The sequence below is a fragment of the Nocardia blacklockiae genome (genome assembly GCF_015477355.1).
Taxonomy (GTDB): Bacteria; Actinomycetota; Actinomycetes; order Mycobacteriales; family Mycobacteriaceae; genus Nocardia; species Nocardia blacklockiae.
Genome location: NZ_JADLRJ010000001.1, coordinates 952,630 through 965,360 on the forward strand (window position 1 = coordinate 952,630; position 12,731 = coordinate 965,360).

Annotated in this window: 11 protein-coding genes; 4 read left to right on the forward strand and 7 right to left on the reverse strand. The window is 73.2% G+C overall.

Going from position 1 to position 12,731, the window contains the following annotated elements:
• The first annotated feature begins 88 nt into the window (after window positions 1–88).
• Window positions 89–799 (forward strand): GNAT family N-acetyltransferase, encoded by a 711-nt coding sequence (locus IU476_RS04160; RefSeq protein WP_324193855.1) that lies wholly within the window; start codon window positions 89–91, stop codon window positions 797–799.
• A gap of 171 nt (window positions 800–970) precedes the next feature.
• Here IU476_RS04160 and IU476_RS04165 read toward each other — a convergent pair whose 3' ends face one another.
• The 4 genes from IU476_RS04165 to IU476_RS04180 form a co-directional block, all read right to left on the reverse strand.
• Window positions 971–1,339, reverse strand: coding sequence for an ArsR/SmtB family transcription factor (locus tag IU476_RS04165; protein ID WP_195096613.1), 369 nt, complete (start codon window positions 1,337–1,339; stop codon window positions 971–973).
• Between the two features lie 4 nt (window positions 1,340–1,343).
• Window positions 1,344–2,582, reverse strand: coding sequence for an MFS transporter (locus tag IU476_RS04170; RefSeq protein WP_195096615.1), 1,239 nt, complete (start codon window positions 2,580–2,582; stop codon window positions 1,344–1,346).
• 152 nt (window positions 2,583–2,734) lie between these two features.
• Window positions 2,735–4,042, reverse strand: coding sequence for a tetratricopeptide repeat protein (locus tag IU476_RS04175; RefSeq protein WP_195096617.1), 1,308 nt, complete (start codon window positions 4,040–4,042; stop codon window positions 2,735–2,737).
• Between the two features lie 83 nt (window positions 4,043–4,125).
• Window positions 4,126–5,712 carry a DUF4331 domain-containing protein gene (locus IU476_RS04180; protein ID WP_195096619.1) on the reverse strand — a complete coding sequence of 529 codons (1,587 nt, stop codon included), beginning with the start codon at window positions 5,710–5,712 and terminating at the stop codon, window positions 4,126–4,128.
• A gap of 268 nt (window positions 5,713–5,980) precedes the next feature.
• Between IU476_RS04180 and IU476_RS04185 the strand changes: the two genes are divergently transcribed.
• Window positions 5,981–7,522 (forward strand): HD domain-containing phosphohydrolase, encoded by a 1,542-nt coding sequence (locus tag IU476_RS04185; RefSeq protein ID WP_195096622.1) that lies wholly within the window; start codon window positions 5,981–5,983, stop codon window positions 7,520–7,522.
• A 10-nt stretch (window positions 7,523–7,532) separates the two neighbouring features.
• Here IU476_RS04185 and IU476_RS04190 read toward each other — a convergent pair whose 3' ends face one another.
• Window positions 7,533–7,892: an ArsR/SmtB family transcription factor gene (locus IU476_RS04190; RefSeq protein ID WP_195096623.1), complete on the reverse strand. Its 360-nt coding sequence runs from the start codon at window positions 7,890–7,892 to the stop codon at window positions 7,533–7,535.
• An 83-nt stretch (window positions 7,893–7,975) separates the two neighbouring features.
• On the opposite strand from IU476_RS04190, the gene IU476_RS04195 reads away from it, so the two are divergent.
• Window positions 7,976–9,907 carry a heavy metal translocating P-type ATPase gene (locus tag IU476_RS04195; RefSeq protein ID WP_195096625.1) on the forward strand — a complete coding sequence of 644 codons (1,932 nt, stop codon included), beginning with the start codon at window positions 7,976–7,978 and terminating at the stop codon, window positions 9,905–9,907.
• Window positions 9,908–10,126: 219 nt separating this feature from the next.
• Here the strand turns inward: IU476_RS04195 and IU476_RS04200 are convergent, their stop codons facing one another.
• Window positions 10,127–10,543 carry a TY-Chap domain-containing protein gene (locus tag IU476_RS04200; RefSeq protein WP_195096627.1) on the reverse strand — a complete coding sequence of 139 codons (417 nt, stop codon included), beginning with the start codon at window positions 10,541–10,543 and terminating at the stop codon, window positions 10,127–10,129.
• A gap of 185 nt (window positions 10,544–10,728) precedes the next feature.
• On the opposite strand from IU476_RS04200, the gene IU476_RS04205 reads away from it, so the two are divergent.
• The gene (locus IU476_RS04205; protein ID WP_195096629.1) at window positions 10,729–11,706 is read left to right on the forward strand and encodes a TIGR03557 family F420-dependent LLM class oxidoreductase; all 978 of its coding nucleotides are present in this window, start codon (window positions 10,729–10,731) and stop codon (window positions 11,704–11,706) included.
• Between the two features lie 15 nt (window positions 11,707–11,721).
• Here IU476_RS04205 and IU476_RS04210 read toward each other — a convergent pair whose 3' ends face one another.
• Window positions 11,722–12,708 (reverse strand): chemotaxis protein CheB, encoded by a 987-nt coding sequence (locus IU476_RS04210; protein ID WP_195096631.1) that lies wholly within the window; start codon window positions 12,706–12,708, stop codon window positions 11,722–11,724.
• Window positions 12,709–12,731 lie beyond the last annotated feature (23 nt).

Below are 12,731 nucleotides of genomic sequence, written 5' to 3' on the forward strand. Positions count from 1 at the left end.
TCGCGGTGAGCGCAACCGCTGCCCGCGCCCGCCCGCCTCGCTAGCGTCGACTGGTCGCCCGACCGCTACACGACCGGAGGAGCATGCGGTGACCAGTGAGTCGACCCTCGAAACCGGCACCGCGCTACACCCCCTCGACGACCCGGTGCGGGCCTCCCTGCGCGGGGAACACCGGCGCTTCGCCGACTGGGTGGGCCGCATCGGACGCTACGACCCGCAGGTCGCCCCGTTCGTCGGCCACCCGCCGGCCCTCGACGACCAGGACTGGGCCGATCTGGCCGCACTGCTCGGCCCCGGCGGAGTCACCGGCCTGCGCGGCTTCGGCCACACGCCGCCGCCCGGCTGGACGGTGCTCGAGCAACTGGACTCGGTGCAGATGGACGGCAGCGCCCTGCGCGTCGCCGCCGATCCGGACCTCACCGTCCTCACCGCCGCCGACGTCCCGCAGATGCTCGCCCTGATCGCCCGCACCCAGCCCGGCCCGTTCGCTCCCCGCACCATCGAAATGGGCACCTACCTGGGCATCCGAGTCGACGGTGAACTGGTGGCGATGGCCGGGGAGCGGATGCACCCGCCGGGCTGGACCGAGATCAGCGCCGTCTGCACCGACGCCCGGTTCCGCGGCCGCGGCCTCGCCACCCGCCTGATCCGCGCGGTCGGCGCGGGCATCCGGGCCCGCGGCGAGACCCCGTTCCTGCACGCGCTCGCCCGCAACACCACCGCCATCGAACTCTACGAGCGCCTGGGATTCACCCTGCGCCAGCGCTCGGCGCTCACCCGCGTGCAGGCGCCCGGCTGAACCGGCCGCGCGCCGCTCAGGCGGCGCTGCCGCTCAGCACCGACATCATCGTGGTGAAAATGTTCGCGACCACTTCCAACAGCTCCATGCGTGCGCCTTACCTTTCGATCATCGGAAGGCGTCAGCATGCGCGACCGACATGACCGCCAGGTTATCGACCGGTGACGACTGTCAGCCGTGCGGCGGCTCGCCCGTCACGACGTGGTCGGCGTGGTTGAGTCCCTCGCGCACCAGCCGCGCGAGGTGGCCGTCGCGAATGCGGTAGACGACCCGGCGGCCCTCGCGGCGGGTCTCCACCATCCCGGTGAAGCGCAGCTTGGCCAGGTGCTGGCTGACCGCGGTGCGCGACGCGCCGCACGCCCGCACCAGCGCGCCGACATCGGCCTCGGCGCGGGCCAGCAGCCACAGGATGTGCAGGCGGGTCGGATCCGACAGCATGCGGAAGGCCGCGGTGGCGGCCTCGAGATGCACCTGATCGGGTGCGACGGGATGGACCAGGCTCGGCGCGGCGGGCGGGTCCGCGGGTGCGCTGCCGGCCATCTCGTCACCGCCTTTCCGCCACCGCTGTCCGCGACTCCGCCGGGACGGCCGCGGGCCACACCCGCGCCGCCGTGCTGGCTGCCAGTGTAGCCACCAGCGCCAGCGCCGCCGCCGCGCTCGCCTGCCCCGCCGCCGCGCCCAGCCACCCCGCCAGCGGGTAGGTGAGCAGGAAACACGCGTGCGACAACGAGAATTGGGCGGTGAACACCGCGGTCCGCGTCACCGGTGTCGCCTGCGCGCGCAGCAGCCGCGCCGACGGCGTGTTGATCATCGAGGTGCCCGCGCCCAGCGCGATCCACGTGACGCACAACAACATCCAGCCCGGACCGTGCCGCAGCAGCGCCGTCGCCGCCGCCGCGAGCAACCCCACCGGCAGCACCGCGCACCCGGTGAGCATGAGCGTTCGATCGGACACCGCCCGCAGCACCCGCGGCACCGCCAGCGCCACCACCATCGACCCGCCGCCGTAACAGCCCAGCGCCACCGCCACCCCCGCACCGGACCCGCCGAGCGAATCCCGCACGTACACCACGGTATTGACGACCACCAGGGCCGTCGCCGCCGCCACGGCCAGATTCATCGCCAGCAGCCCGCGCAGCGCGGGCCGGTCGAGCATGATCCGCGCGCCGCGGGTGATCCGCTCGATCAGCGCGCCGGACGGCTCGGCCGGGGCCCCGCGCGGCAACCGGGTGGTGACCACCAGCAGCCCCGACACGACGAAACCCGCTGCGGTCCCGGCGAACAGCGCGTGATACCCCACAACCGTGAGCAGCGCCGCCGCCAGCACCGGACTCAGCAGCGACTCCAGGTCGTAGGCCAGCCGCGACAGCGACAGCGCGCGGGTGTACTCCGCCGGATCGGGCAGCACCGCCGGCAGCAGCGACTGGAACACGGGGGTGAACGTCGCCGACGCCGACTGCAGCACGAACACCAGCGCGTACACCTGCCACACCTCGGTCACGAACGGCAGCGCCAGCGCGATCACCGCCCGCACCGCGTCCGCCGACACCAGCAGCGGCCGCCGCGGCACCCGCTCGGCCAGCGCCGAGATCACCGGCGCCACAGCCACATACGCCACCATCTTGATCGCCAGCGCGGTCCCGAGCACCGCGCCCGCCGCGCCGCCGGCCAGATCGTAGGCGAGCAGGCCCAGCGCCACCGTCGACAATCCCGTCCCCACCAGCGCCACCACCTGCGCGGTGAACAGCCGCCGGAATTCCCGCCGCCGCAAGACCTCGATCACCCGGACCCTCCACTCGACTCTCAGGCGTCCTGACACCGAACTCTACATCATGTGCGCAACTACGCACATATGCGTCGCGGCGCCGGTCCCGAGTTCTCCCCGCACGCCGAATCCCGCGCCCTCCGAAGCGCTTTCGCAGGGCGCGGAATCCGTCACGGCCCGGTCAGACCCGCCAGGGTCTGCCGCGCCCGCGGCGCGTGCAGCGGCGAGAAGTGCGGATTGGTGCGCAGCGCGTCGGTCAGCGCCGCGGCGGCCTCCCCCGGGCGGCCCAGGCCCGCGAGGATCATGCCGCGGTGATAGGCGACCGTCGCGTCGCGCCAGCCCGTGGCGGCGGCCTGTTCGGCGAAACCGAGCGCCTCCGCGTCGCGCCCGGCCCGGTGCAGCGCCCAGGCCAGCACATCGGCGGTGACGACGGTGCCGCGGCGACCGTACTCCAGCCGCGCCAGCCGCACCCCCTCGGCCGGGTCGCCGTGGTCCGCGGCCAGCAGCGCGGACTCGACGTAATCGGTAACCCCTTGCGCCGCAAGCCGATCGAACCGGGCGGCGACCGCGCGGTACTGCTCCCGCGCCTGCTCCGAGCGGCCCGCCGCCTCCAGCAGTTCACCGTATTCGACCAGATAGCCCGGCAGCGGCGACCTCGCGGTCAACTCCGCGTACCCTTCGAGCGCGCCCTCGACGTCACCCCGCGCTGCCCGCACCTTCGCCGCCCCCTGACGCAGCGCCGGGTTGTCCGGCGCGGCGAGCAGACCCGCCCGGTAGTGCGTCTCGGCCTCGTCGAGACCGCCTGTGCCGAAAGCGATCTCACCCAGCTGATACCGGCAGAACGCGGTCTGGTCGGCGCTGCTCGCCGCGGTGAGCGCCCGCTCCAGCGCCACGCGGGCGTCTTCGACCCGGCCGTGCAGCTCCAGGTCGTAGGCCGCGCGGGTGAACGAGGGCACCCCGGGCCGCAGCTCCAGCATCCGCTGCACGGCCGCCGTCGCCCCGGCGGTGTCCCCGAGCTGGGTGAGCGCGTCGACCAGCACCCCGTAGGCGTCCGCGCTGCCGGGCCGCTGGGCGACCGCCCGCTCGGCGTGCCCGCGGGCCGCGCCGAAGTCGTGCCGGCCGTTCGCGAGCGCACCCAGCCCGATCTGCGCCTCGGCGTTGTCCTCGGGCCGCAGCGCCAGCGACCGATCCAGAGCGTCCTGCGCGCTGCCGTAATTCGCCGGATCACCGCTGACCCGCGCCCGCTCGACGTAGGCGCCGCCCAGCGCGGCCCACCCGGCCGCGTTGCCGGGCAGCCGATCCAGCTCCTGGCGCAACTGCGCGATCCGCGCCGACAGCGGATCGACCGGCGCGGCCGCGGCGGGCGGCGGACCGTCCGGCAGCACCGCGACCAGCCCCAGCGCGGCAACGATCACGGCGACCACCGCGAGGAGGACCAGTTCGGGATTCTTTATTGTGCGAGAAGGCTTTTCGCTCATATCAGACCTCCGGGAACGGAGCACGGACAAGTGCCGCGCGCGGTGGCGGAATCGACGAGCCGACCCCGCCACCGCCGCGGCCGCTACCGGTCGCTCCGGCGGCGCACCAGCATCCAGCCGCCGGCCGCGACCACCGCCGCCGCACCGGCCCCGCCGACCGCGGCGGGCATCCACGGCGTGCTCCCACCATCGGTCGACCCCGCCGCCGGAGCGCTGCCGCCCACCGCCGCACCCGCGGCCTTCGTGGCGCGCGCGGGCAGCGCGACATACGGGAAGGTGTCGGCGAAGGCCACGTCGTTGGCGTCGACCTTGTCACCGGTGGCCAGCGCGTCGACCAGCTTGCCGGTCTGCGCCGCGCCCTCCATCGCCTGCACCTCGATGTCCACCACGTCGTCGGCCAGCCGCCGCCCGTTCGGGAAGCCCTGTAGATCGCCGCCGAGCACCCCGAGCCGGTTGGGTCGCGCGGTCACCGGCACGGACATGTTGAGCCGCAACATCTCCGCGGGCCGGAACGAGCCGGGGTGCGCGTCGGCGTTGAGCACCTGCGAGTTCAGGTCCGCCTGGATCGGCGGCACGCTGCCGTCCAGGGTCGGCGCCCGTTTCGCGATCCCGGTGAGGAAGATCTCCACCAGATCGTTGCGCGGCGCGGCCGGCGCGGGCACGTGATAGATCGACTGGATCAGTTGCGCCAGTTCGGGATCGGTGACGCGCTGCACCACCTGCGGCACCCCGGCGTCCCCGACGGGTGCCAGCCCGTTGAACGCGTCCTTGAGCCCCGTCGGCACCACCACCTCGTTCACCAGCGGATTGCCCAGCCGCGACACCTGCACCGACGCCCCGACCGGCGTCGCGCCGCCCGGCGTGAGTTGCAGCGTGTGCCGCTCGGTGTCGCTCCACACCCCGATCACCGGATTGCGGCCGGGATCGTTCTTCAGCGCCAGATCGCGCATCGGCACTTGCAGCACAACGGTATTCACGTTCGTCCCCGCGAGCGTGTCGGTGCCCACCTCGGCCAGGTTGCCGCCGTAGAGCAGGTCGAACACCCGCAGATCGAGAAAGAACGGATCCTCCGCCGCCCCGGCGTAGACCGAACCGCCGCCCGGCAGCGCCTGGGTCGCCTGACGGCGCAGCGGCGCGTAGTCCGGTATCGACGCCGGACCGGTGTCCGACGGCGCGGCGCGGCCCTGCGCGATCGGGCGCCAGTCGTCGGCGCCGTGGCTGACCGAGAGCGTGTAGTTCTGCCGGTACAGCAGATTCTCGTCGTCGAGGCTGGTCACCGGCCCGTTGTTGTAGAGGAACGTGCTGGTGCCGCGGCGGTCCTCGGTGGCGAAGGTGACGCGGTAGCTGATGTTGGGTTTCGCGTCGCCGTCGTTGTCGATGTTGATGTCGTAGTTCGCGTCGGTGGCCCACGGGTAGAAGTTGGGGCCGCCGTTGGGTTCCTGCAGCCCGAACCAGTTGGCGACGATGGTCACCGTGTCGGGTTTGTCGGGGCTGACGAAAGCGTAGACGTCGGTGTTGTCGACGGCGGGATCCGCGGCGATCAACGGCGCCTCACGGTGACTGGACGCGTGCGCGGTGGGCACCGTCAGGCCGCCCACCGTGCCGAGCAGCACCGTGGCGCCGGCTGCGGCGAGCACGCCGGTGGTGCGGCGCCGGAAGTTTCGGGACATGGGATTTCCTTCAAGAGGTATAGACGCCGGGCACCGGGGCACGGACGGCCGCGGCGAGGCGGGAACGAATGCGGACGGACTCGGCCGGAATGGCCGGGACCGGTTGTTGCGCCTGGCTATTCGCACCTCCAGGGGTCGAACCGGAGCATCGCGACCCATCGTCGCCGCCGCGCCGGTGCGGCCGCATCGGTCGATCGACCTATCCCGCGGCCCGCTGCGCCGCCGCGGTTCGGACGACCCCGTGCCCGGCGCGAACTACGGTGGGAGAGTGAGGTTTCCGCCCGACCCGATCCGGGTCACCGAGGTGCTGGGCGCGCTGTCGCTGACCACCGACCTGGCCACCGGAGCCCCCTTCGAGAAGGGCCTGGCGACCTGCCTGGTGGCTACCGCGCTGGCCGAGCGCGCCGGGCTGACGGAGGCCGACCGGCGCACGGTGTTCCACGCCGCCCTGCTCGGCGCGGTCGGCTGCACCAGCCGCGCGCCGGAGAACGCCACGGCCTTCGCCGACGACGTCGCCTTCCAGCGCGCCCTGCACGTGGCCGACCCCGGCGACCCCGAGGTCTTCGTCGGCCAGCTGGCCCGCTTCGGCGCGTGGGCGCCGCGGGCGCAGCCGCGACTGCGCGAGCGGTTCGCCGCGATCGTGCCCGACAACGCCGCCGCGGCGGTCCGCTCGGTGTGCGAGGTCAGCCGCGCCCTCGGTCCCCGCCTCGGCCTGCCCGAGGCCGCGGTGGTGGCGCTCACCGAGGTCAAGGAGCGCTGGGACGGGCTCGGCGCGCCGGAACGCCTACGCGGCGAACAGATCTCGCTGACCGGCCGGATCGTGCACGTCGCCGAGCAGGCGGTGCTGGCCGCCGCCGACCGCGGCCGCGCCGGCGCGGTGGCCGAACTGCGCCGCCGCGCCGGCGGCCACCTGGACCCGGACGTGGTGGCGCTGTTCACCGCCGACGCCGCGGCCGTGTGGGACTGCCTCGACGTGCCCGACGTGCTGGCCACCGTCGTGCACACCGAACCCGGGGTGCCGCTGCACGTGCGCCCCGGCGAACGGCTGCGGCTGTGCCTGGCCCTGGCGATCGTGGTCGACCTGAAAGGCCGCTGGCTGCTGGGACATTCGGGCCACGTCGCCGACCTCGCCGGCACCGCGGCCGAACTGTGCGGGATGCCCGCCGAGGACTGCGAGACGCTGCGGGCCGCCGCGCTGCTGCACGACATCGGGCGCGCCGGGGTGTCGAGCGCGATCTGGGACCACCTCGGCCCGCTCGGCCCCGGCGACTGGGAACGCGTTCGCCTGCACACCTATTGGACCGAACGGGTGCTGCGCCGCTGCCCCGGGCTCGCCGATCTGGCCGACACCGCCGCGGGCCACCACGAACGGCTCGACGGCAGCGGCTACCATCGCGGCATCCGCGGGCGCGACAGCACCAGAGCCGCCCGAATCCTCGCCGCCGCGGACGTTTTCGCCGCACTCACCGAATCGCGCCCGCACCGCGCCGCCTACTCCCCCGACGCCGCCGCCCGCGAGTTGCTCGCCACCGCCGGGCGCCTGGACCGCGAGGCCTGCGCGGCGGTCGTGGCGGCGGCCGGATTGCAGAAACCGCGCACCGACCTGCCGTGCGGACTCACCGAACGCGAGGTGGAGGTCCTGCGGCTGGCCGCGCGCGGCCTGTCCAACCGTGAGATCGCCGCGGAACTGGTGGTCTCCGAACGCACCGTCGGCCACCACCTCGCCCACGTCTACGACAAGACCGGCCGCCGCACCCGCGCCGGGGCCGCGGTCTTCGCGATGGAACACGGCCTGCTCCCCGAATACTGAGACGCCGCGCTCAGGCGGAGTCCGCCGGGTCGTCCAGGCCCAGGCCGAGGTGCTCGATGTGGTAGACCGCCTCGTCCAGCAGCATCGCCACGTGATTGTCGTAGAGGTCGTAGATCATGCTGCGGCCCTGGCGCGTCGCGGTGACCAGGCCCATGGCGCGCAGCAGCCGCAACTGGTGGGAGACCGCCGACTGCTCCATCTCCACCGCGGCCACCAGATCGCCGACCGAGCACGCGCCGTGCCGCAGCCGCGTGAGGATGCGCAGCCGGCTCGGCGTGGCCAAGGCCTGCAGCGTGGCCGCGACCGTGGCCGCCGAGTCGGCGTCCAGCTGCGCCGGCGGTGTCGTTCTGCCCTGGACTCCGTGTCCCACAGCCGCTACTGTACCGCCCCGGGGATTACATGAAGACGTCTTCATGTGTTCCTGTACAGTCGGCGCGAGAACGGAGTTCGACCATGACCACACCGCTGCTCGACCGGCCGCCCGCCGCGCCCGCGCGGGCCGCCCGCACCCGCCTGTCGGCACTGCCGGAGGTGCGCTGGGCCGCCCTCGCGACGGTCCTGTTCGCCGCCGGGCTGCTGGCCCACGCGGCCGGCGCACCGGCGTGGCTGTGGTGGTCGCTGTACCTGGGCTGCTACGTCGGCGGCGGCTGGGAACCGGCGGTCGCGGGCCTGCGCGCGTTGCGCGAGAAGACGCTCGACGTGGATCTGCTGATGATCGTCGCCGCGCTCGGGGCCGCCGCGATCGGCCAGATTCTCGACGGCGCGCTGCTGATCGTCATCTTCGCCACCTCCGGTGCGCTCGAGGCGGTCCTGACCCAGCGCACCGCCGACTCCGTACGTGGCCTGCTCACCCTCGCACCCGACCGCGCCAGCGTGCTCGACGACGGCGGCGAGCGCCTGGTGGACGCGGCCGACCTGGTCCCAGGACAGGTGATCGTGGTCCGCCCCGGCGAGCGGATCGGCGCGGACGGGACGGTGCTCGCGGGCGACAGCGAGGTCGATCAGGCCTCGATCACCGGCGAGCCGCTGCCGGTGCCCCGGCACGTCGGCGACGAGGTCTTCGCGGGCACCGTCAACGGCACCGGGATGCTGCGGGTGCGGGTGGACCGCGCCGCCGCGGACTCCGTCGTCGCCCGCATCGTCGCCATGGTCGAGCGGGCCTCGGCGACCAAGGCCGGGGCGCAGCTGTTCATCGAGAAGGTCGAGCAGTGGTATTCGGCCGGGGTCGTCGCGGCCACGCTCGCGGTTTTCCTGCTGCCCTTGGCATTCGGCGCGGATCCGCGGGCGGCGCTGCTGCGGGCGATGACGTTCATGATCGTGGCCTCGCCGTGCGCGGTGGTGCTGGCGACCATGCCGCCGCTGCTCGCCGCGATGGCCACCGCCGGCCGCCACGGCGTGCTGGTGAAATCGGCGGTCGTGCTGGAGCGGCTCGGCACCGTCACCACCGTCGCGTTCGACAAGACCGGCACCCTCACCCTCGGCACGCCCGAACTGTCCGGCGTGCACAGCCTGAGCCCGGCCGCCGACGGCGACCGGCTGCTCACCCTGGCCGCCGCGGCCGAACACGCCAGCGAGCACCCGGTGGCCCGCGCTCTCGTCGCGGCGGCCGCGCACCGCGGCCTGATCCTGCCCGCCGCAACGGATTTCGCGGCGCTGCCGGGCCGCGGGGTGCGCGCGCTGGTCGACGGCCACGACGTACAGGTCGGCAGCCCCGCCCACCTCCTCGACACCACCGAACCGCCTGCCGTGCTGGCCGAGTCCGAGTCCGCGGGCCACACCGCCGTCGTGGTCCTGATCGACGGCACGCTCGCGGGCGTGCTGACGACCACCGACCGGCTCCGCCCCGCCGCACCCGCGGCCGTCGCGACCCTCACCCGCCTCACCGGGACCCCGCCGATCCTGCTCACCGGCGACAACCCCCGCGCCGCCCGCACCCTCGCCGACCGCGTGGGCATCACCGACGTCCGCGCGTCCCTGCTCCCCCAGGACAAGGTCACCGCCGTCACCGCCCTGGAAGCCGCGGGTCACCGCGTCGCCTTGGTCGGCGACGGCATCAACGACGCCCCCGCCCTCGCCGCCGCCCACACCGGAATCGCCATGGGCCGCACCGGTTCCGACCTCGCCCTCGACACCGCCGACGCGGTGGTGGTCCGCGACGACCTGACCACCATCCCCACCGTCCTCGCCCTGGCCCGCCGCGCGAAACGCCTCGTCGCCACCAACCTGGCCATCGCCGCCACCTTCATCGCCGTCCTCGTCACGTGGGACCTGCTCGGCGACCTCCCCCTCCCCCTGGGCGTAGCCGGCCACGAGGGCTCCACAGTCATAGTCGGCCTCAACGGCATGCGCCTCTTGACCTCCCGAGCCTGGCGCACCGCCCACTGACCCCGCACAGCGTTGCTCGGGTTCGAGATCCGCGCGCTCACAATTTATGTGTAACTCAGAGTTACAGATACCCTATTCGGGATTCGAGGGAAGGGAGGCGTTCGAGCGATGGGCCGATCGGCCGCTGAACTGAACGCGACCCATCGTAACAGCCGCCTCCGCCCGGCGCGCGACGACCCGCCGAGCACACCGGATCGGTCTGCTCGCGCGGGCGATCGCTCAGAAGACCTCGACGGTCACCTGAACCGGGTGCGTCACGTCGAGCACGTCCTGCAGGACGATCACGAGCAGGTCGGCGACCTGGTCGTGGTCGGTCGTCGCGACGGCGACGTCGCAGCGGTAACCCGGTCTGCCCCTGCGGAATCCGAGGTGTGCGAGCGTCGCCACCTGGTCCTCGGTCAGCGGCAGCGCCGGGAGCGCGCCGTCCTCGGCCCGGCGGCGCCACCACCGCGTCCGCGACAGCCGCCCCGGATCCGACACCTCCACGCTCAGGCCGTCGGGGATCTCGGATCTGCCGAACGTCCGCCACTGCACGTACTGACTGGGTGTGTCGACGCTCGCGATGACCGCCCGCCGGTCGTACCCGACCAAGGTACGTTCGAGCGTCCGCTCGACCAATGTCCCCAATGTGTCCACGGCTGTTCCCCCTGCCGTCTTCGTTCTGCCCTCGGTGGAGATGTCGCCCGTCGCGGCCGATCTGTTATCGCCGTCACACCCGCTCCGCCGATTCGCCCGCGCCCGCCCGCGCCGGCGGTTTGCTGTCCGGGACGCCGGGTAGGTCGGGGACGACAGGACAGGCCTGCTGACAGGAGGAGGTTGCGGTGCAGATCGGATACAAGCTGGCGGCAGAAGCGTTCGGGCCCAAGGAACTCGTCCGGCAGGCGGTGCGTGCCGAGGAGGCCGGATTCGACTTCGTCGAGATCAGCGACCACTACCACCCCTGGCTGGACAACCAGGGCCACTCGCCGTTCGCGTGGACCGTGCTCGGGGCCATCGCCGCGCGCACCGAGCGCATCGGCCTGGCGACCGGCGTCACCTGCCCGACCGTCCGCTACCACCCGGCGATCATCGCGCAGGCCGCGGCCACCCTGGCCCTGACCTCCGACGGCCGGTTCACCCTCGGCGTGGGCTCGGGCGAACGACTCAACGAGCACGTGGTGGGCACCGGATTCCCCGACTCCGCGCGGGTGCGCCAGCAGCGGCTGCGCGAGGCCCTCGAGATCATCCGCCTGCTGTGGCGCGGCGGCTACCAGTCCTACCGCGGCGAATACCTGCAACTGTCCGACGCCCGGGTGTTCGACCTGCCCGACGAGCCGCCGGTGATCGCCGTGGCCGCCGGCGGCACCTCCGCCGCCCACCTCGCCGCCGAACTCGGCGACGGCCTGTTCGCCACCGAGCCGCGCGGCGAGATCGTCGACCACTACCGCGAATCCGGCGGCAAGGGCCCCCGCTACGCCGAGGTCCCGCTCGCCTGGGCCCCCGACGCCGACACCGGCGCCCAGGCCGCCCTCGACACCTCCCGCTGGGCGCTCACCGGCTGGAAGGTGATGAGCGAATTGCCCAACCCGGTCAATTTCGCCGCGGCCACCACCACCGTGCGCAAGGAAGACATTCGCACCCAATTCGCTTGCGGCACAGACCCCGACGACTTCCTCGCCGCCGCCCGCCCCTACGTCGAGGCCGGTTTCGACCACCTCGTCATGCAGAACGCCGGCCCGGATCCCGACGGCTTCATCGACTTCTACCGCAGCGAACTCGACTCCCGCCTGCGCGCGCTGGCGAGCACATCGACCGACTAGGAGAGCGGCCGCGGGTCATGCGTCGTCCGGCTGATAGAGCAGGCGGCGGATGACCTCCGCCGCGCGGGTGTGCTCATTGCTCTGCGCGGCGTACTGGTCCGCCAGGCGGGGCTGACCTCGCTGTTCGGCACCGGCGCGCATGCGCTCGGCGAGCTGGCGCTTCTCCTCCAGCGCCCGCAGCGCCGTCCACAACGACTGCTGGACCTCGAGATCCTGCTGGGCCAGCAATGCGCGGCCGGTCCAGGCGTGCCCGACCCGGCAGCGGAACCGCTCGGGATCGGCCACGACGAACAGCACACCGCCGCAATCCGGACACGCCATCCCCGACGGCTGCGTCATCGCCGTCACCTCCTCCGAACCCCCTTGTTCGCCGGCATCGATGCGCGCCTCGAGCCGATCCAGCGCGGAGACCGGCGGAGCCGACGCCAGCGCCCGGTCGAGGATGTCGGAGTGCAGCGCGATGCCGATCTTCCCGGCGGGCAGCACATAGTCGACGGCGGTGGCGGCCAGCGCGCTCTCGGGCATGCTGCGGTAGTCGGCCTCCGTCGGATCCTGCACCACCGCCAGCCCGCCGCGCGCCTTTATCAGCGCCAAACCGGCGGCCCCGTCGTCGAGCGCACCCGACAGCACGACACCCGCCACGCGCGGCCCCCATTCGACGGCTGCCGACCGGAACAGCGCGTCGATGCCCGGCCGATGCCGGTTCTCGGTGGGTCCGAGCGAGAGCCGAATCCGCCCGTCCGACACCAGAAGATGACGATCCGGCACCGCGGTATAGATCATTCCGGCCGTCAGCTCCCGGCCGTCCTCGGCGGCGATCGCCGACAGCGGCCCGGCCCGGTCGAGGATGGTCGCCAGCACGCTGGGCCCGTTGGGCGGGAGATGCGTCACGACCAACACGGCGGCCGACAGATCCACCGGCAGACCACCGACGAATTCGCGCAAAGCCGCGACACCCCCGGCGGAAGCGCCGACGACGATCAGATGGGCGGGTTCGGCCATCGCCCGCACCTCCCTTCCGTCAC

Bases quoted from the DNA above. Each gene is read 5' to 3' on its own strand.
- IU476_RS04165 (WP_195096613.1), bottom strand. From the start codon at position 1,339: ATGGCCGGCAGCGCACCCGCGGACCCGCCCGCCGCGCCGAGCCTGGTC.
- IU476_RS04175 (WP_195096617.1), bottom strand. From the start codon at position 4,042: ATGAGCGAAAAGCCTTCTCGCACAATAAAGAATCCCGAACTGGTCCTC.
- IU476_RS04180 (WP_195096619.1), bottom strand. From the start codon at position 5,712: ATGTCCCGAAACTTCCGGCGCCGCACCACCGGCGTGCTCGCCGCAGCC.
- IU476_RS04195 (WP_195096625.1), top strand. From the start codon at position 7,976: ATGACCACACCGCTGCTCGACCGGCCGCCCGCCGCGCCCGCGCGGGCC.
- IU476_RS04210 (WP_195096631.1), bottom strand. From the start codon at position 12,708: ATGGCCGAACCCGCCCATCTGATCGTCGTCGGCGCTTCCGCCGGGGGT.